Below are 17,421 nucleotides of genomic sequence, written 5' to 3'. Positions count from 1 at the left end.
CCACACGGAGGTTATGGCAGTGGCAATGACTCTTTATGATCTGTGCGGCCGGGACGAACGGCTCCGCTTCTCACCTTACTGCTGGCGCGTACGTATGGCCCTCGCCCACAAAGGGCTGGAATTCACCTCCGTAGCGTGGCGATTCCTCGATAAGAAAGCGCTGGCGTTTGCCGACTACGACAAAGTGCCGGTGCTCTGCGATGGTGATCAGGTCGTTACCGACAGTTTCGAGATTATGCGCTACCTGGATAAGGCGTATCCCGAGGCACCCGTGTTGGGTGAGGGCGTCAGCTATCAGCGGGTATTACTGTTCAAATACTTTGTTGAGCGCAGCATAAACCCTGCGCTATTCCGCATTATCGCCATGGATTTATTTGCAGCCGTCCACCCAGACGACCGTAGCTATTTCCGCGAAACACGCGAAGCGCGGTTTGGTTGCACGCTGGAAGAGTTCCATCAGCCCGAGCAGGGTAAGCAGCAGCTCAAGCAGGCGCTGGCACCGGTACGTGACCTGCTGCGGGAGAGCGCCTTTTTAGACGGCGACGCACCCAGCGGCTCAGATTACCTGCTGTTTGGCAGCATGATGTGGGCTCACGTTGTATCGACACAGGCGGTAGTAGAGCCTGGCGACCCGGTGGATGAGTGGTTCAAGCGTATGCTCAACGTGCACAATGGGGCTGCCAGTAATGCTCTGACCGTACGCGATATATAACGCCAACGGCGCGATATGGCTAACAGGGCGGTACGCTAAAGTACCGCTCGATAAATTTTGAAAGCTTGGTGGCTCATTGCGAGTGAATCAAGGTTTTCATCAAGGAGATGGCAATGATTGACCTGTATTATTGGACAACACCTAACGGCCATAAAATCTCCATCATGCTCGAAGAAGCCAATCTGGCGTACCGAGTGAAGCCGATTAACATTGGCCGAGGCGAGCAGTTTGATCCTGAATTTCTCACTATCGCCCCCAATAACCGAATTCCTGCCATTGTCGATCACTCCCCACAGGATGGCGGCCAGCCGCTATCGATGTTTGAGTCGGGCGCTATCCTCGAGTACCTGGCCGATAAGAGTGGCCTCTTCTTACCCTCTGCAGGCCGCGAGCGCTATATCGTATTGCAGTGGTTGCACTGGCAAATGGGCGGGCTAGGGCCCATGGCAGGCCAAAACCATCACTTTTGCCACTATGCGCCGCAAAAGATCGATTACGCCATTGAGCGCTACGTGCGCGAAACCAATCGGCTTTATAGCGTGCTAGACCAACGCCTGGCGCATCACACTTATGTCGGTGGCGATGACTACTCGATTGCTGACATGGCGATCTATCCCTGGATTGTTCCCTGGGAAAAACAGCGTCAAACCCTGGACGAGTTTCCCGACTTGGAGCGCTGGTTTGACATGATCAAAGCACGCCCGGCCGTACGTCGAGCTTATGCATTGGTCGAAGACGTCAATCCCCAAGCCGGCGTGGAAATGGATGAGCAGGCGCGTAAGCACTTGTTCGGTAACCGCTAGTAGCAGGCTGCTGTCAGCCGTTCTAACTATTTGTGAGTGAGCAGGCGCAGCATGAGGAAAAATCATGTTGCGCTGCACAAAAAGCACTGCTAGCTTTAAGGACAGCAGAGGCAAAAGCCTGGCTAAGAACCGCCTAATCAAGGCGTGTTTATGTGCTAGCTCACTCTTGGAGGTACTATTATGAACAAAGCGACTGAGAAAACCACGCAGCAGTTTGAGTCCGTTTTTGTTTCACCGATGCGTTCTTACACGCTGACAGCGCTCGATTACTATGATCAGCTGGTTAGTGCACAGTTAGATGCAGCCCGTGCCTACTCGGACATGGCGATTGCGCAAGCGCGCACTTGGCTTGATGTCAAAGACCCCGACAGCTTCAAAAAAGCCATGGAAACCCAGCAAAAAACGGCTGGCGAATTTATGGAACGAGTGAAGGGCGACACGGAAAAAGTAACTTCCATCGGCCAAAGCTTCGCTCAAGACAGCCAAAAAATGGCAGAAGAGACCACTAAGAAAGCGGTAGAGACCGCCAAGCAGTAATTTAACTGTACCACCGCTTTAAAACGCCGCGCCCCGAGGGTGCGGCGTTTTTTATTTGCACCCGCTTATCACCGCATGATTAACGGTTTTGATACTCCGCTTCGGCCTTGGCCAGTTTGGCACGCCTGTCAGGTTTGCCCGGTAAAATGGCGTCTAGTAATAAAGCGGCGAGGGCGGCAGGCACTAAGCCCGACTTAAGCAGCAGCCCTAGCTGCCCCGGCATGGTTTCTGAAATTGCCTCGACGGCTGGTAGACCGATACCCAGGCTTAGCGAGACAGCAATTATCAGCATGTTGCGCTGATCCAGCTCGCACTCTTTGATAATTTTAAGACCCGCCGATGCGATCATGCCGAACATGACGACGCCCGCACCGCCAAGAACCGCAGGCGGCATGGCGGCCACTAGCCCTCCCAACTTGGGAAATAGCCCCATGGCAATTAATAGCAACCCACCGATGGTAACCACATGGCGACTCACCACGCCGGTGAGGGTAATCAAACCAACATTTTGAGCGTAAGCGGTGTTGGGTAGAGTATTGAAAACCGCTGCCAATGAAGTGGCCACACCATCGGCCATCACGCCGCCGGAAAGCTCGCGATCCTTCGCCGGACGGCCAGCCCCTGTGGTCGTAATCGCAGAGATATTGCCGATCGTTTCTAACCCAACCACGAACATAATCAGCGTCATGCCAATGATTGCGGTGCCTGAAAACGTCATGCCGTATTCCAGCGGCTTGGGGAGTGCAAACCAGGCAGCGTTACTCAGTGACGTAAAATCAACTATTCCAAGGGCAATGGCTACTATGTAGCCAGCCAATAAGCCAAATAGAATAGAGGACGCTTTGATAAAGCCCCGCCCATATTGATGAACGGCAATCGTCACGCTGAGTACAAAGAGCGCCAGCAACAAGTTGCTGGGTGATGCAAAGTCATCCGCCCCCACACCGCCCGCGGCGTAATTGAGGCCGACCGGCATCAATGTAATCCCGATCAATAGCACCACAATGCCGGTGACTACTGGAGAGAACCAGTGGCGAATCTTCTTTAAAAACGCGCCGAGCACAATTTGCAGCAGCCCTGCTACAAAGGAAGCGCCCAGAACGGCGGGCAGGCCAAACGCTTTCGCCAGTGGCAGCGCCACCGGCAAGAAGCCAAAGCTAGTGCCCTGCACAATCGGTAGGCGTGCGCCTATCGGGCCGATGCCGATGGTTTGTACCAGCGTGGATACCCCCGCAACAAACAATGCCACCTGAATTAAAAAGATCTGTTCCGCCGGGTTAGCGCCGATCACACCAGCAATAATAATCGGCGGTGTCACGTTGCCAGCGAACATGGCCATGATGTGCTGGAGGCCTAGCGGGATCGCTTTTGATAACGGCGGCATCGCATCGGGGTTTTGATTAATGGTACGCGAAGGCCGCGTTTTGGCATCGGGCGGTGTGGACATAGAGAGCCTTTATTCGCTGTGGGTGACATTGTTTTCTTCTTGCATCCATTAGCTAATAAAAGTGTATACAAGAAGTAAATGCAATAGCCCGGTCAACGAATAGTCTTCAACGCTTCGTTTTATTGCTCGGCCCGCGCCCTTAACCGAAAGCGCGCAATGCGAATAATTTGCTCAATCGCCGTTTGGCGCTCGGTAGCCGCATCGTTGTTCAGGCGCTCCTCGAAGGCTGCTAATATGGCATGTCGATCCAGTCCTTTAACGGCAATCACAAAAGGAAAGCCAAACTTCTCCTTGTACGCCGCATTAAGGTATTCAAAGCGCGCAAACTCCTCAGGGCTGCACTGGTCAAGCCCGGCGCCTGCTTGTTCGCTGGTTGAGTCTTGGGTTAATTCACCTGCCATAGCGGCTTTGCCTGCCAGGTCAGGGTGCGCCTGAATCACCTTAATTTGCTGTTCGTTGCTCGCCTGCTGCAACATAAGCCCCATCAGCTCGGCTAATGCGTCAGGCTCGTCGTGGGCTTCAGCCAGGCCGTGCTGCCAGGCAGCTTCGGCCACCCAGGGGGAGTGTTCATAAACATCCCCATAGTGATGAGTCAGCATTTCAAGGCTGCACTTGCTAGGCGCGGGTGAAAGTAGCAACGGTTGCGGTGTGGGCACTGGAACTCTCCTAAGCGGTTTAAGTTTTTACAACATACGTGATTCAAAGCAAACGTGGATCTAAATGTGCAGGGTTGGAATTACTGTATACAATAAATATCAGTAACGGTACTCTTTGACCAATAGGTCAAGCAACGTCATCAATAATCAACAAGGAGCGGCTATGGGACGTTTAACCACCCACGTACTGGATACCGCCAAAGGTCAGCCCGGTCAGGGGATTACCATTGAGGTGTTTCGCCTTACCGGCAGTGAGCGCCAGCATCTGAGTACCGTGATCACCAACAGTGACGGGCGTTGCGATGCGCCCATTTTAGAGGGTGATGCGCTCACGCCAGGCGAGTACGAACTGGTGTTCCATGCCGGTGACTACCTGCGTGCTCAAGGCGTTGAAGCTGCCGAACCGCGCTTTCTAGATGTTATCCCGCTGCGCTTTGGCGTTGCGGATGCCAGCCAGCACTACCATGTGCCGCTACTCCTCTCGCCTTATGGCTACTCAACTTACCGCGGTAGCTGATAAGGGACTTCCGTTATGCAAGCGTATCTAATCGATTTTGTTAATTTGCTGCTGCGCTGGCTGCATGTGATTGCGGCCATCGCCTGGATCGGCGAGTCGATCTACTTTGTCATGCTGGATAATAGCCTGCGCACACCAAAGGCTGAGGAAGACCGCCAGAAGGGCGTATTTGGCGAAATGTGGTCGGTGCATGGCGGTGGTTTTTACCACAACCAAAAGTACGCCACGGCGCCTGCCAAGTTACCCAATGATCTGCACTGGTCATTCTGGAAAGCCTACACCACCTGGCTTTCCGGCTTTGCGCTGTTTGTGATTCTCTACATGGTCAATCCGGGCTTCTATCTGGTAAACCCCAATAGTCCCTGGGAGTGGGCAGCCAACATGACTGGCTGGCAGGCCAACGTGCTGGCGCTGGCATTTTTGCTGGGCGGTTGGGTGGTTTATAACGAGCTGTGTAAACGCATTAGCCCCAATATGGATCGCGACGGCCTGCTCAGTGTCGCTGTTGCCGTAATGATGGTGGTCGTTGCCTACCTCAGCACGCAGATGTTCACCGGTCGCGCCTCCTTCCTGCTCACAGGTGCGGTGATGGCGACGGCAATGTCAGCCAATGTCTTCTTCTGGATCATTCCCGGCCAGCGCCGCATGGTAAAAGCCATGAAGGCGGGCGATGCCCCCAATCCTTTGGATGGCAAACGCGGCAAGCAGCGCTCGGTGCATAATACCTACTTCACGCTACCGGTCGTGTTGTTGATGGTGAGTAATCACTACTCCTTTATCTACTCCCACGAGCTTGCCTGGGTGGTGATGGTGCTGTTTATCTTTGCCGGTGCTTTAATCCGTCAATTCTTTGTGTTGATGCATGCAGGCAAAACTCAGCCAGCGTATCCCGCCGTTGGGGTAGGGCTTATTCTGTTAGCGTTTTGGGTGGCCGCACCAAGTTCATCGTCGCCTAGTGGTAATGACGGCGCGCAAGGGCCGGATCAGGCGCAAATCATCGGTTTGATTGAGCAGCACTGTGTTCAGTGTCATGCTCGCAACCCTGAGCATGCTGGTTTTTCAGCACCGCCCGCGGGGATTGCTTTCGATAGCTGGGATGAAATCCTCGGGCAAAAGGCACAAATTCAGCAGGTCGTGACCAGCCGCTATATGCCGTTAGGCAATATGACCAACATGAGCGATGAAGAGCGCGATATCATTGCCGCTTGGGAGTAATGATCAGAGAGGCCAGCTATGAGTGATGCGCAGTCGGCGTTAAAACGAAAGCCTTCAGAGAAAGAGGGTGAAGAGCGCCACGACGCCATTTACCGCGCCGTGAGCGATGCCATTGTTGAGCAGCGTTTAAAGCCCGGCGCACGGCTGCGCGAAGATGCGTTGGCGGACGTATTTGGCATTAGCCGCACCGGTATTCGTAAAATCCTGCAGCGCCTGGCGCTAGAGCAGTTGGTCACCCTGACACCACGCCGTGGCGCCAGCGTTACTCGGCCCACCGCCGATGAAGCCAAAGACGTATTCGATGCCCGCCAGTTGATCGAGTGCGGATTAATGCCCGATGTTGCGCGGCGTATGGGCGAAAAAGAAGCGGCAGAATTGCGCGAAATGGCCCGCCAGGAGCGCCAAGCGCTGCGCAGCGGCCAGCAGAGCGTGGCTATTCGCCTATCCGCCGATTTTCACGTGCGCCTAGCGCAACTCTCAGGCAACGCCACCCTGGCGGAGTTTGTCGAACGCCTTTGCTCCCGCTCATCGCTGATACTCGCCGTCTACGGCCATCGCGGCCACCTAGGCTGCGAATCCCATGACCACGATGATCTGATCGGCTACCTGGAAGCAGGCAACGGCGAACGCGCCAAAGCCTTTATGAGCCGTCACTTGAAAGCGATTGAAGCCTCGCTCTCTATGGTCGAAGAGGTGGAGAACGTGCCGGATTTGCAGCAGATATTTGGGGGGTAGCCCTTGCTTACATTTTAATCCTGAATCCAATATATATTTGCGGGTGCTTCAAATGCTTACCGCGCCGCTTTACCAGTGGCACCAATGGACTTTCCCCGTTGTCGCCACTGTACTTCTCTCACTCTGATAGATACAATTTTTAAGCATCATTTTTCTTACCATTAGATTTCTTTCTAATGGAATCTGAGTAAAGTTTGAGCAGAGGTTTGAACTTTAAAGCCTCATATCCGTAGCCTGCGATAAGAGACACTATTATTTCTCCTAAAAAGAATAATATAGCGGCATTGCCAGTTGGCCTTATAGTCAAGTGGACAATTATTACCTGCAGAATAAGAGCGCCTAGTGCAATTAGACCACTCATTCTTCCAAAATCATTTTTTTGTACTTTTCCAATAGTAAAGAAACTATCGTTCAGTCTTTTTAACTGATTGATGGTGTAAAGAAACATTTTTCCCCTGTCACCCGCGTTATTTGCCTTTTGGCGAGCTTCAAATATTTTCTTATCAGCTATTAATAACTCTTCCATTTCTGTTTTTTTCAATGGAAGTCGTTCTATGATAATGTTTTTCCCTATTCGACTGTATATTTCGAAAATAACATATAAAGTCTGAACTATTTCTAATGCTATTTTTATAGGGCTTTCAGGGGTTTTTTCTATAAAATTGCTTAGTTTTTCTAAGTTGTGTTTAGTGAAATCAACGCGATTGATAAGAGAGTCAAAATCAAGAGCTTCAAGGTCAAAGCGCATAAATACCAGGGAGATCTCAAGTCGAGTTCCAAAAACTTCATTAAATAATGGGAAATCTTCAATATTCGTTTCATCTAATATTGAAAGCAATTCTTCATGTATTTGTATTACTTTTCCGAATGTTGCTTCTACTTCAGGTATGTCTCCTATATTCATATGGGTTCGTGCTACTGCCAATTCTGCGGCCGCTTTAAAGCTAAGTAAGCTTTTCTTCATTCCTGGTATGAAAAAATTTAATCTTTGGATTTCGTCGCTACTTATTCTTAATAATTTTACAGCATCATGTGCATTCCCTTGTAAAAGAAAAGCTATGCCCTCCGCAAAGTTTGCAAGAGTTGGAACTAAGATTTTTGCTTCTTCATCATTCGTTATATTGATTAGGGGTATTGCTTTGCGAAGTAGTAAGACTGACTGGGAGTGATGACCAGAAAATAATAAGTTAAGCCCTTCTTCTAGAGCCATCATGCGATTTATAAAATCAATTTCTTGTGCTTGACTATCTGTTATTCCAAGAATCTCAGTTGAAGATTTTAAATCCTTTTTTTTTAGATGCTGTAAAGATAATAATAGAGGCGATTTGGTTTCGGTTTTAGATATGTCCATGTTATTGGCCTCTGTTTCTTTTCAAAATTTAAATTTTTAACTTTTTGACTAGATACTTCTCAGAAATATGATCATGTATTCTATAGAGCATACCAGAAAATACGTATTGAGGATCGGAAATATCTCATTTCGCTGAATTTCCATACCGTATAACACTTTACCTTCCAGATCCACGTAAGTCTCCTCATATGTTCCAAAAAGCCTGAGTTAGGCTGCGACCATAAAAAAGCGCCATCAGCTTAGTGCCGATGGCGCTTATATGAGCTTCTAGTTAAGGCCGTCTTAACTTACCTTCTGTTCAGCATAAGCAGGCGCAGCCTTAAACTGTCGCATCAACCCATAGTAGAACAGCCCACCTAATCCAGCACCGATCAACCAGCCGTAGCCACCCAAGCTGGATAGCGCGGGTACTAGCACGGTAGATAGCGAGAACAGTGCCGCGACACCGAAGGCGATAAGGGCGCGGGTGTTCCAGCCGTTGACGTAGTAGTAGGCGCTGTCGGGCGCTGACGAGAAAAGCTCCTGCATGTTCAAGTGCTGACGCTTAATCAGGTAGTAGTCGACCACGATAATGCCGTAGAAGGGCGCGACGATGGCACCTAGCGCATTCACAAAGCCGGGAACGCCAATCTGGCTGATCACCGAAAGCCATAGCGCGCCAACAAAGAACGCAATCACTGCGGTAATTAGGCCACCCATCTTGAAGCTGATTTTGCTGGGAAACAGGTTGGCGAGGTCGTAGGCGGGCGGGATGAAGTTGGCGACCAGATTGATGCCCACTGTGGCGGCAAAGAAGGTCAGCGCGGCGATAATTGTCAGCGGTAGTGAATCCACCCGCTCAACGATATCGGCGGGATTGGTCAGCGCCTCGCCAAACAGTACCAAGGTACCAGCGGTAATAATCAGCGCGATAAACGAGAAAAACGCCACGTTGAGCGGCAAGCCCAACAGGTTGCCAAGCTTCATCTGGCGCTCGGTTTTCACAAAGCGGGTAAAATCGCCGAAGTTGATCACCACCGCTGCGAAATACGCCACCATGGTGCCCACAATCGCCATAAAGGCGGCGATTGAGCTTCCGCTGGTTTCACTGCCACCGCTGAAAATGGTGCCAATGGCGGGGATTAGCTCACTTCCCGCCTGATACCAGACAATGATCATCAGCACCAACATCACCACGTAGACCAACGGGCCCGCCCAGTTGAGAAAGTGCTTAATGCGCTCAATGCCTTGCCAGAAGATCGCGATCTGGAATAGCCACACAATCACAAACGACACCCAGGCCACGCCGGAAAGCCCCAGGAAGGTGCTGCCATTGCCTGTGCCAAAAAACGCCGTAATTAGAAGGGTGACGGCGGTGGAGGCGAAGTAGGTCTGCACGCCGTACCAAAAAATTCCCACGATGGCACGCAGCATCGCGGGTAGGTTAGCGCCACGTACCCCCATGCTGGCGCGCACCATCACTGGGAAAGGGATGCCGTATTTAACGCTGGGCTTACCGGTGAGGTTGACCAAAAACATCACGATCACGCCCGCCAGAATAATCGCCGCCATCACCGCCCAGCCGTTCAGGCCGTAGGTTAAAAACAGCGAGGCCGCCAGAGTGTAGCCAAACAGGCTCTGGATATCGTTAGACCAAACGTTAAATATCTCAAACGCACCCCAGTTACGATCCTGGGGTTTCAGCGGTGCGAGATCCTCGTTATACAGCGTGGGATCAATGTGCTTAATATCCAGGTCACTAACGTCGTTGCTCTCTTTCATCTTATTAGCTCTTCGGTTGGCAAATGGAGTTACTGGCTAAAGCGCTGGCAGGGAGCCCAGTACTTCATAAGCAGGTAGTAGGTAACACCTGCGGGTATCAGGCTGGCGTACCACGAGATCGCCGAGAAAGAGAGCGCCGCAACAATGCCCACCGCCGTGGCGATGAAAGCGGCTAAGTTCACGCCTTGGTAGGGGCCGGTGGTGTCATACAGCTTATTGATATCCAGCGTGCGGCGGCGAATCACATAATAATCGACCACCAGAATGGCGAAGATAGGGCCCAAAAAGGCGGAATAAGTCTGCACAAACAGCTGGAGGCCTGCCGCAGAACCCGGCTGAACCAGTTTCCAGGGGAAGGTGGCGAAGGCCAGCAAGCCAACGATCACCGTGGCGACCGAGAACTTGATCTTGAAGATGTCCATCAATACATAGGTCGGCGGTACCACGTTGTTGAGTACGTTGGTGGTGACCTGGGCGAAGGCGATGAATAGAAGGGTAGTCATCAGCAGCGGGGTGTTGTCGACGGCGTTGGCAAACACCTGAATAGGGTCGGCGGTGCCGGTGGCCTGGGAGACCATATAGCCGATCAAGCCCATAAACAGCGTGCAGGGTAGAATCGACATGGCGTAGATAGTGGTCAGCAGGCTTTGAGCCGTGCCCTTTTTGTGCTCGCGGGAGTAGTCGCTGACGTTGAGCATCATGGTGCTGTAGATGCCCAGGAAGAGCATGGTCGCGCCCCAGAACGGCATGCCCCAGGAGCCTTCCATGGTCAGCAGGCTGGCGGAAAGCTCATCGCCATAGCGCTGCACCGTGGCGTAGAACATATACACCAGCGAGGCGAGGATAAAGGCGCTGCCGATATTCTCTAACCACTTGATGCCCTGGAAACCCATTACCGAAAGACCAATTTGCAGAAACTGGAAGGTAATGAAGTAGAAGATAAGGTTGTCGAAGCCGAACAGGGTAGCCGACACCATATTGAGTGCCCCGGCGCCAATCCAGCTTTGAAAGCCGTACCACACTACCGCTGGCACTGCGCGTACCAAGCCCGGTAAGCGCGTGCCCGTAAAGCCGAACGCGCTGCGCGCCTGCACCATAAACGGAATGCCGTACTTGTAGCCCGCGGCCCCGTTAATGGCCAGGGCAATACCGATCACAAAGCAGCCGATGGCAATCGCCAGGGTGGCTTGTAACAGGTTCAGGGTACCGACTACGCTTGAGCCCATGGCAAAGGTGCCAATGGAAACGCAGCCGCCGAACCACGCCAGAAAATAGGAGCCGCGCCCCATTATCCGGGTGTGTTGTGGGGCCAGGCTTTCTGCCCCGAGTGCTTTTGATCCAGCATCGGATCGTTCTTCTGACGCAAGAGCCGAGGTTGAAGCGCTCATGTTGTCGTCCTCGCAAGATTGTCGGTTTTTATTAATCCCCGATTAGGTATCGGGAAACGCTTGCGGCGTGGCGTGCTAATGGACGTACTTTTTAAAACTCTATTTAAGCTATTGTTATTAGGTGTTGTTGAGTCACTATTATTTTTTGGAACTGTTATTTAAGCGGTAGCGCAAGATCCGAGAGCTCAGAAAACTTACCGGTAAAGGTCTTTGGCCGTGGGTAGGCAAGGTCTCCATATTTACTGGTATGCAGCCCCAAACTCACCAGTGATTCCGCCAGTTTCAGCGCGGCGGTAACACCTTCTACGACTGGCAGGCCCACTTCGCGGCTGATCTGCTGGGTCAAATTAGCCATGCCACCACAGCCTAAAACGATGGCGCCAATGCCGTCTTCATCCCGGGCGCGGCAGCACTCTTCAACAATGCGGGTAAACGCCACTTCAGGGTGGTGCTCAAGATCCAACACCGGAATTTCCGCAGCGCGAATGCGGCGGCAGTGGTGGCTAAAGCCGTACTGCTGTAGCAAGTGCTCGGCGATAATGCCGGTGCGGCCCAGGGTGGTAACAATGGAAAAGCGCGTGCTCACCAGCGTGGCAAGATGAAAGGCCGCTTCAGCGATACCAATCACCGGCGCACGGGTTAGCTCCCGCGCTGCGAGCAGGCCTGGGTCACCAAAACAGGCCACCACATAGGCATCGATGCCGCCTTCGCGTTCGCCTTTTAGAACTTCTTCGGCCACTCCTACCGCACTGATCACTTCGTCGAAATGGCTCTCGATAGAAACCGGGCCAGCGTCCGGCTGTGAAGCGCTCACTGTGGTGCCAGTGCCCGCCTGCTGCTGCGCTGCCTGATGAATAGCAGCGGTCATGGAGGACGTTGTGTTGGGGTTAATAATGCGTATATGCACGATAGCTATTCCGTGTGTAAACAATATGGCATTTCTTGTATACAAAAATAGGGCGGTTTTCTACGTGGCGCAAGGGACTAATGAGCAATCGGCAATAAAAAAGCAACTGATAAAACTTGACCATTTGTTCAGGATTCAATGGCTTAACGCCTTTTAAACTGAGAAACGCTATTAGCGTCAGGGGATTAGCGGTCGACTGCGTTGCGGTTGGTTATGAATGTCGCTATTTTGTATACAAATAATTTTCTGTATTGCTGGGCGGCTATTTGCCAATGATCTGCCCGGGTTTGTATGAATGGTTTGTATGAATCAAGGAGCTAGCTATGTCGTCGTCACCTAAGGGCCACTATCCCCGCGATTTGATCGGTTATGGACGCAACCCGCCCCACGCCAACTGGCCAAACAAGGCCAAAATTGCCGTTCAGTTTGTGCTCAACTACGAGGAGGGCGGCGAGAACTGCGTGTTGCACGGCGACTCAGGCTCCGAGCAGTTCCTATCGGAAATTATCGGCGCACCGGCTTATCCGGATCGCCACTTGAGCATGGAGTCGATCTACGAGTACGGCTCTCGCGCCGGGGTATGGCGCATTCTGCGTGAATTTGAGAAGCGTGATTTGCCGCTCACGGTGTTTGGCGTTGCCATGGCGCTGGAGCGTAACCCGGATGTCGCCCTGGCATTTAAAGAGCTGGGCCACGAGATTGCTTGCCATGGCTATCGCTGGATTCACTATCAGGAAGTGCCCGAGCACGTTGAGCGCGAGCATCTACAGCAGGCCATGGAGATTTTTCAACGCCTCTATGGCGAAAAACCCCAAGGCTGGTACACCGGTCGCGATAGTCCCAATACCCGGCGCTTAGTGCTAGACGAAGGTGGTTTCCTTTACGATAGCGACTACTACGGCGACGACTTGCCTTTCTGGACGCAGGTGACCGATAGTCAGGGCGGTGACCACAACCACCTGATCGTGCCCTACACGCTGGACAGCAACGATATGCGTTTTGCCGCGCCGCAAGGTTTCAATACGGCGGATCACTTCTTTACCTACCTGCGCGATGCCTTTGATGTACTTTACGCAGAAGGGGAGGAGGCACCCAAAATGCTCTCGGTGGGCATGCATTGCCGTTTATTGGGTCGCCCTGGGCGTTTTCGCGCTCTGCAGCGCTTTTTGGATTACATCGAAACCCACGACCGCGTGTGGGTTGCCCGGCGGGTCGATATCGCCCGCCATTGGGCTGAGCACCACCCGGCAACTCGTTAATTAAGCAGTTTAATAGGATGCTATGACGCCGCATATCGGACAGCGAATTACCGCCCAGTTTGACGCGCTAACTGCCCAGGAGCAGCGGGTGGCGAGCTTTATTCTCGATCACTTTGATGATCTGGCGGTGTATAGCGCCGCTGATTTGGCGCGTTTGACCGGGGTATCCAAATCGACGGTTAGCCGCCTATTCAAGCGGCTGGGGTTCGAGAGCTACCGCACCGTTAAAGACCACGCCCGCCAGCTACGTAACCTGGGTGTGCCTTTGGTGATCGACGCCAACGCCATGCAGGAAGAGGCCGGGGCGCCGTTTCAGCGCCATCTGCAGCGGGAGCAGGATAATCTGCAGCGCTGCTTAAATGGCATTGCGGCGGATCAATTTGCGGCACTGGTAGAGCGGTTGGATAGCGCGCGTCATGTGGTCGTGATCGGTTTTCGTAACAGCTACCCGCTAGCGCTGCATTTTCGCCAGCAGTTGATTCAGGCGCGCACCCAGGTGCGAGTGGTTCCTCATCCAAATCAGTCGTTAGCGGAAGAGATCGTCGATCTCACCGAGCAGGACGTGGTGGTGCTGTTTGGTTTTCGCCGCCGCCCAGCGGCATTTGCTTCGCTAATTAATGCACTTGAGCGCTCACCGGCCAAGGTAGCCTTGCTGGCTGACCCCACCGCGGTCAATTTCGCCTCACAAGTAACGTGGTTTTTTGAAACGCCGCTGGAAAGCCTCTCCGCCTTCGATAGCTACGCCGCCACCAATAGCCTGATCTGCCTGATTGCCAACGGCGTACTGCACCGTCGCCTTGCAGAAGGTCGAGAGCGCATCAGCGCGATCAGCGATGTTTACGCCGAGCTTAGTGAGTTGGAGGCGCCTACGATGAGCGTGGATTGGAGCGCTCAATAGGCTGGGCCACCTTTAATGGTGCATCTCGTCCTATTAAAGGATGAAAACTGCACCAGAACGTTGCATCTCTCTCTTTTTATACCTTCCTCTCAACGCGGCAATCGCTGCGTTGTGGCTTTGCGTGTCCGCTAAGCTGCTGTTCTAAAAAACGTTAGCCACTTCTGGTATCGCTGTTGCTAATAGGTGGTCAGGTGAAACGAAAGTTTCTTTGTTGGGTTTTATGCAACAAAGCTTTCACTCGCTCTGCATCCCTTACTAATACCGCTACGGCTACTCACTGGCCGACATGCCCTTGTCAGGCTGCTCTTATTAGGAGAACACCATGAAATCGCTATCGCACCGTTTCAATCACTCTTTCTCTAACCAATTCAAACGCCTACAGTCCGGTGTTTTAGCCACAGGGCTGAGTGCCGCTGTGGCCCTCGGTGCTATTACCGCTAGCCCAAACGTTCAGGCGGATGCGCTAGAAGATATCGAATCACGCGGCACTATCCGGATAGCTGTCCCGCAAGATTTTCCACCGTTTGGCTCGGTAGGCACCGACTTGCAGCCGCGCGGCTACGATATTGATATGGCCCAATACCTCGCTGACGAAATGGGCGTTCAGCTAGAACTGATTACCGTGACTAGCGCTAACCGTATCCCTTACTTACAGACCGGCCAGGCGGACCTGGTGATCTCTAGCCTGGGTAAGAACCCGGAGCGTGAAGCGGCAATTGATTTCTCTGATGCCTACGCGCCGTTCTTTCTAGGCGTGTTCAGCGCTGATGAAGATGAAAGCGTGGAAGGCCCAGAAGGACTGGCCGATAAAACCATTGGGGTAACCCGCGGTGCCGTGGAAGATATGGAGCTTTCCAATATTGCCCCGGACTCCACGACGGTGCAGCGCTTTGAAGACAACGCCACCACCATTTCTGCGTTTCTTTCCGGTCAGGTCGATTACGTAGCCACCGGTAACGTAGTCGCCGCCGAAATCGCCGAACGAAACAGCGACCGTGCGCCCTCGCTGATTTATCAGCTCAAAGATTCACCCTGCTACGTGGGCATGAATAAAAACGAGCCAGCGTTAATGGAAGAAGTGAATCGCCTGATCGCACAAGGCCTGGAAGATGGCACCCTGAATGAGCTATCTCAGCGCTGGTTCAGTGCCGACCTGCCTGAAAACTTCGGTAGCTGAGGTTTAGCATGGGGCCAACATTCGATTTTCTTACCCTGTTGCCCTACGCCAGTGAGCTCCTCAAAGGTCTTACCACCACGGTCGTTTTGACCGTGGTGACCACCTTGACGGGGCTAGCGCTGGCGGTGGCAGTGGCGTATTTACGCGTCAACGCGCAGCCATGGGTGCGCTGGGGGCTAGGCGGCTACGTCGAAGTAACCCGCAATACGCCCTTCATTGTGCAACTGTTCTTTATCTTCTTTGGACTGCCGGGGCTCGGCATTAAAATTGATGCCATTACCGCGGCGTTTATTGCCATGACGCTCAACCTGGCCGCTTACAGCGCCGAGATTCTACGCGCCGGTATTAGCGCCACGGCGAAAGGGCAGTTAGAAGCTGGGCGTGCACTGGGCATGACCACACTGCAAAGCTATCGCCATATCGTGCTGGTGCCCGCGTTTGCCAGGGTATACCCCGCGCTGATCAGTCAGTCGATCATTGTGATGCTGGGTTCGGCGGTGGTGTCGCAAATATCGGTATTTGACCTGACCTATGCCGCTAACTTTATCCAATCGCGCAACTTTCGCAGCTTTGAAGTCTACCTGCTGATCACGCTGGTCTATTTGCTCCTCGCCTTCGGCATGCGGCGCAGCTTTATGCTGGTGGGCAAGCGGGTATTCGCCTATCAGCAAGGAGAACAACGATGATTGAGTTCACCTTCTGGGACATTCTGCGCAACCTGCTGCTGGCAACCCGCTGGACCATTGTGCTGTCGTTGATTGCCTTTGTGGGCGGTGCGACGGTGGGACTGCTACTGACCTTTATGCGCCTCTCCAGCAACCGCTGGCTGCAGCGCTTAACGTCTCTTTATGTTGACCTGTTCCAAGGTACGCCGCTGTTGATGCAACTGTTTTTGATCTTCTTTGGCGCTGCTGCCATGGGGCATCCGATCTCTGCCTGGCTGGCGGCTTCCATCGCACTGACACTATTCACCAGTGCTTTTCTATGTGACATCTGGCGCGGCTGTTTAGAGGCGGTTGCCAAAGGGCAGTGGCACGCGGCGCGGGTGCTGGGCATGAACTACTTCCAGACCATGCGCCATGTGATTCTACCTCAGGCGCTGCGGCTTTCGATTCCGCCCACGGTGGGTTTCTCGGTACAGGTCATCAAAGGCACGGCGCTGGCCTCCATCATCGGCTTTGTCGAGCTGACCAAGGCGGGCAGCATGCTCAATAACGCCACCTTCGAACCCTTCACCATTTTTGCCCTTGTGGCTCTGCTTTACTTCGCGCTGTGCTACCCACTTTCCTGCTACGCGCGCTATCTGGAGAAAAAGCTCTATGACGCTGGTTTACGTTGATAACGTTCATAAAGCCTTTGGCGACCTGGAAGTGCTTAAAGGTATCAACCTTTCAGTTGCGCAAGGCGAAGTGGTGGCGATTATTGGTCGCAGTGGCTCGGGTAAAAGTACCCTGCTGCGCTGCCTGAATCAGCTGGAAAAACATGACAGCGGCGAGATCACCATTGCCGATAAGCAGCTCGATGCGGCGTCAATGTCGCCCAAAGAGCTGAGTGAAAACGTCGGCATGGTATTCCAAAGCTTTAATCTGTTTCCCCATAAAACCGTGGGTGAGAACGTCTGTTTGGCGCCGCTGGTGGTGCGTGGCGAGGAGAAAGCCGAGGTCGAGAAAGTCGCCCGCGAAGTGCTTGAGAAAGTGGGCCTCTCCGACAAATACGATGCCTACCCGGCGCAGCTTTCCGGTGGTCAGCAGCAGCGGGTCGCCATCGCCCGGGCGCTGGCCATGCGCCCCAAAGTGATGCTCTGCGATGAGGTGACTTCAGCACTTGACCCTGAGCTGGTCGGGGAAGTGCTGCGCGTATTGGAAGCGTTGGCGGCCGAGGGCATGACGCTGATTCTGGTCACCCATGAAATGAGCTTTGCACGTGATGTGGCCGACCGCGTGGTGTTTATGCACCAGGGGCGCATCCATGAAGAGGGCGCCCCCAGAGAGTTATTCAGCAACCCACAAACGCCGGAGCTAAAGCAGTTTATCTCTGCCGTGCTCTAGTCGATCCACT

General features: G+C 53.1%; 18 protein-coding genes. 12 read left to right on the top strand and 6 right to left on the bottom strand.

Annotated features, from left to right (window positions below):
* Positions 1-19: 19 nt before the first annotated feature.
* The 3 genes from K7H09_RS04450 (at position 20) to K7H09_RS04440 (ending at position 2,052) form a co-directional block, all read left to right on the top strand.
* Positions 20-712 (top strand): glutathione S-transferase family protein, encoded by a 693-nt coding sequence (locus K7H09_RS04450; protein WP_039859469.1) that lies wholly within the window; start codon positions 20-22, stop codon positions 710-712.
* A 113-nt stretch (positions 713-825) separates the two neighbouring features.
* On the top strand, positions 826-1,515 hold the full coding sequence (locus K7H09_RS04445) for a glutathione binding-like protein (RefSeq protein ID WP_027958120.1): 690 nt from the start codon (positions 826-828) through the stop codon (positions 1,513-1,515).
* A gap of 180 nt (positions 1,516-1,695) precedes the next feature.
* Positions 1,696-2,052, top strand: coding sequence for a phasin family protein (locus K7H09_RS04440; RefSeq protein ID WP_027958119.1), 357 nt, complete (start codon positions 1,696-1,698; stop codon positions 2,050-2,052).
* Positions 2,053-2,131: 79 nt separating this feature from the next.
* Here K7H09_RS04440 and K7H09_RS04435 read toward each other — a convergent pair whose 3' ends face one another.
* Both K7H09_RS04435 and uraD read right to left on the bottom strand, forming a co-directional pair.
* Positions 2,132-3,499: a uracil-xanthine permease family protein gene (locus tag K7H09_RS04435; protein ID WP_009287403.1), complete on the bottom strand. Its 1,368-nt coding sequence runs from the start codon at positions 3,497-3,499 to the stop codon at positions 2,132-2,134.
* Between the two features lie 119 nt (positions 3,500-3,618).
* Positions 3,619-4,155, bottom strand: a complete 537-nt coding sequence (uraD, locus tag K7H09_RS04430; RefSeq protein WP_027958117.1) for a 2-oxo-4-hydroxy-4-carboxy-5-ureidoimidazoline decarboxylase — start codon at positions 4,153-4,155, stop codon at positions 3,619-3,621.
* Positions 4,156-4,318: 163 nt separating this feature from the next.
* Here uraD and uraH point away from each other — a divergent pair, with 163 nt between their 5' ends.
* The 3 genes from uraH to K7H09_RS04415 are packed head-to-tail and all read left to right on the top strand — an operon-like array spanning position 4,319 to position 6,622.
* Entirely contained in the window at positions 4,319-4,672 is a 354-nt protein-coding gene (gene uraH / locus K7H09_RS04425) for a hydroxyisourate hydrolase (protein WP_027958116.1), read from the top strand.
* Positions 4,673-4,687: 15 nt separating this feature from the next.
* Complete coding sequence (locus K7H09_RS04420; RefSeq protein ID WP_041158881.1) at positions 4,688-5,887, top strand: urate hydroxylase PuuD; 1,200 nt, start codon at positions 4,688-4,690, stop codon at positions 5,885-5,887.
* 18 nt (positions 5,888-5,905) lie between these two features.
* Entirely contained in the window at positions 5,906-6,622 is a 717-nt protein-coding gene (locus K7H09_RS04415; protein ID WP_041158880.1) for a GntR family transcriptional regulator, read from the top strand.
* 139 nt (positions 6,623-6,761) lie between these two features.
* Here the strand turns inward: K7H09_RS04415 and K7H09_RS04410 are convergent, their stop codons facing one another.
* The 4 genes from K7H09_RS04410 to K7H09_RS04395 form a co-directional block, all read right to left on the bottom strand.
* Complete coding sequence (locus K7H09_RS04410) at positions 6,762-7,973, bottom strand: hypothetical protein (protein WP_230803742.1); 1,212 nt, start codon at positions 7,971-7,973, stop codon at positions 6,762-6,764.
* A gap of 282 nt (positions 7,974-8,255) precedes the next feature.
* Positions 8,256-9,734: an NCS1 family nucleobase:cation symporter-1 gene (locus K7H09_RS04405; protein WP_041158878.1), complete on the bottom strand. Its 1,479-nt coding sequence runs from the start codon at positions 9,732-9,734 to the stop codon at positions 8,256-8,258.
* Between the two features lie 29 nt (positions 9,735-9,763).
* On the bottom strand, positions 9,764-11,122 hold the full coding sequence (locus tag K7H09_RS04400) for an NCS1 family transporter (protein WP_041158877.1): 1,359 nt from the start codon (positions 11,120-11,122) through the stop codon (positions 9,764-9,766).
* A gap of 154 nt (positions 11,123-11,276) precedes the next feature.
* A complete protein-coding gene (locus K7H09_RS04395; protein ID WP_041158876.1) occupies positions 11,277-12,029 on the bottom strand; it encodes an aspartate/glutamate racemase family protein in 753 nt (250 codons plus the stop codon).
* Positions 12,030-12,352: 323 nt separating this feature from the next.
* Between K7H09_RS04395 and puuE the strand changes: the two genes are divergently transcribed.
* From puuE to K7H09_RS04365, 6 genes are all read left to right on the top strand, one after another.
* Positions 12,353-13,288 carry an allantoinase PuuE gene (puuE, locus tag K7H09_RS04390; protein ID WP_009287395.1) on the top strand — a complete coding sequence of 312 codons (936 nt, stop codon included), beginning with the start codon at positions 12,353-12,355 and terminating at the stop codon, positions 13,286-13,288.
* A gap of 22 nt (positions 13,289-13,310) precedes the next feature.
* A complete protein-coding gene (locus K7H09_RS04385; protein ID WP_041158875.1) occupies positions 13,311-14,186 on the top strand; it encodes a MurR/RpiR family transcriptional regulator in 876 nt (291 codons plus the stop codon).
* Positions 14,187-14,508: 322 nt separating this feature from the next.
* Positions 14,509-15,363: a transporter substrate-binding domain-containing protein gene (locus tag K7H09_RS04380; protein ID WP_141440716.1), complete on the top strand. Its 855-nt coding sequence runs from the start codon at positions 14,509-14,511 to the stop codon at positions 15,361-15,363.
* A gap of 8 nt (positions 15,364-15,371) precedes the next feature.
* On the top strand, positions 15,372-16,049 hold the full coding sequence (locus tag K7H09_RS04375; RefSeq protein ID WP_141440717.1) for an amino acid ABC transporter permease: 678 nt from the start codon (positions 15,372-15,374) through the stop codon (positions 16,047-16,049).
* Positions 16,046-16,702 carry an amino acid ABC transporter permease gene (locus tag K7H09_RS04370; protein ID WP_230803739.1) on the top strand — a complete coding sequence of 219 codons (657 nt, stop codon included), beginning with the start codon at positions 16,046-16,048 and terminating at the stop codon, positions 16,700-16,702. The genes K7H09_RS04375 and K7H09_RS04370 overlap by 4 nt, the downstream gene beginning before the upstream one ends.
* Entirely contained in the window at positions 16,683-17,411 is a 729-nt protein-coding gene (locus K7H09_RS04365) for an amino acid ABC transporter ATP-binding protein (protein ID WP_141440718.1), read from the top strand. The genes K7H09_RS04370 and K7H09_RS04365 overlap by 20 nt, the downstream gene beginning before the upstream one ends.
* Positions 17,412-17,421: the final 10 nt, after the last annotated feature.

It is taken from the genome of Halomonas sp. IOP_14 (assembly GCF_021021315.1).
Classification (GTDB): Bacteria; Pseudomonadota; Gammaproteobacteria; order Pseudomonadales; family Halomonadaceae; genus Vreelandella; species Vreelandella titanicae.
Note: the sequence above shows the minus strand (reverse complement) of the source record. Positions and strands in the feature narration are given on the sequence as shown.

Coding starts and splice junctions, on each gene's coding strand:
- K7H09_RS04415 (WP_041158880.1), top strand. CDS start 5,906: ATGAGTGATGCGCAGTCGGCGTTAAAACGAAAGCCTTCAGAGAAAGAG.
- K7H09_RS04365 (WP_141440718.1), top strand. CDS start 16,683: ATGACGCTGGTTTACGTTGATAACGTTCATAAAGCCTTTGGCGACCTG.
- K7H09_RS04440 (WP_027958119.1), top strand. CDS start 1,696: ATGAACAAAGCGACTGAGAAAACCACGCAGCAGTTTGAGTCCGTTTTT.
- K7H09_RS04385 (WP_041158875.1), top strand. CDS start 13,311: ATGACGCCGCATATCGGACAGCGAATTACCGCCCAGTTTGACGCGCTA.
- K7H09_RS04420 (WP_041158881.1), top strand. CDS start 4,688: ATGCAAGCGTATCTAATCGATTTTGTTAATTTGCTGCTGCGCTGGCTG.
- K7H09_RS04435 (WP_009287403.1), bottom strand. CDS start 3,499: ATGTCCACACCGCCCGATGCCAAAACGCGGCCTTCGCGTACCATTAAT.
- puuE (WP_009287395.1), top strand. CDS start 12,353: ATGTCGTCGTCACCTAAGGGCCACTATCCCCGCGATTTGATCGGTTAT.
- K7H09_RS04370 (WP_230803739.1), top strand. CDS start 16,046: ATGATTGAGTTCACCTTCTGGGACATTCTGCGCAACCTGCTGCTGGCA.
- K7H09_RS04380 (WP_141440716.1), top strand. CDS start 14,509: ATGAAATCGCTATCGCACCGTTTCAATCACTCTTTCTCTAACCAATTC.
- K7H09_RS04375 (WP_141440717.1), top strand. CDS start 15,372: ATGGGGCCAACATTCGATTTTCTTACCCTGTTGCCCTACGCCAGTGAG.
- K7H09_RS04410 (WP_230803742.1), bottom strand. CDS start 7,973: ATGGACATATCTAAAACCGAAACCAAATCGCCTCTATTATTATCTTTA.
- K7H09_RS04400 (WP_041158877.1), bottom strand. CDS start 11,122: ATGAGCGCTTCAACCTCGGCTCTTGCGTCAGAAGAACGATCCGATGCT.
- K7H09_RS04405 (WP_041158878.1), bottom strand. CDS start 9,734: ATGAAAGAGAGCAACGACGTTAGTGACCTGGATATTAAGCACATTGAT.
- uraH (WP_027958116.1), top strand. CDS start 4,319: ATGGGACGTTTAACCACCCACGTACTGGATACCGCCAAAGGTCAGCCC.
- K7H09_RS04445 (WP_027958120.1), top strand. CDS start 826: ATGATTGACCTGTATTATTGGACAACACCTAACGGCCATAAAATCTCC.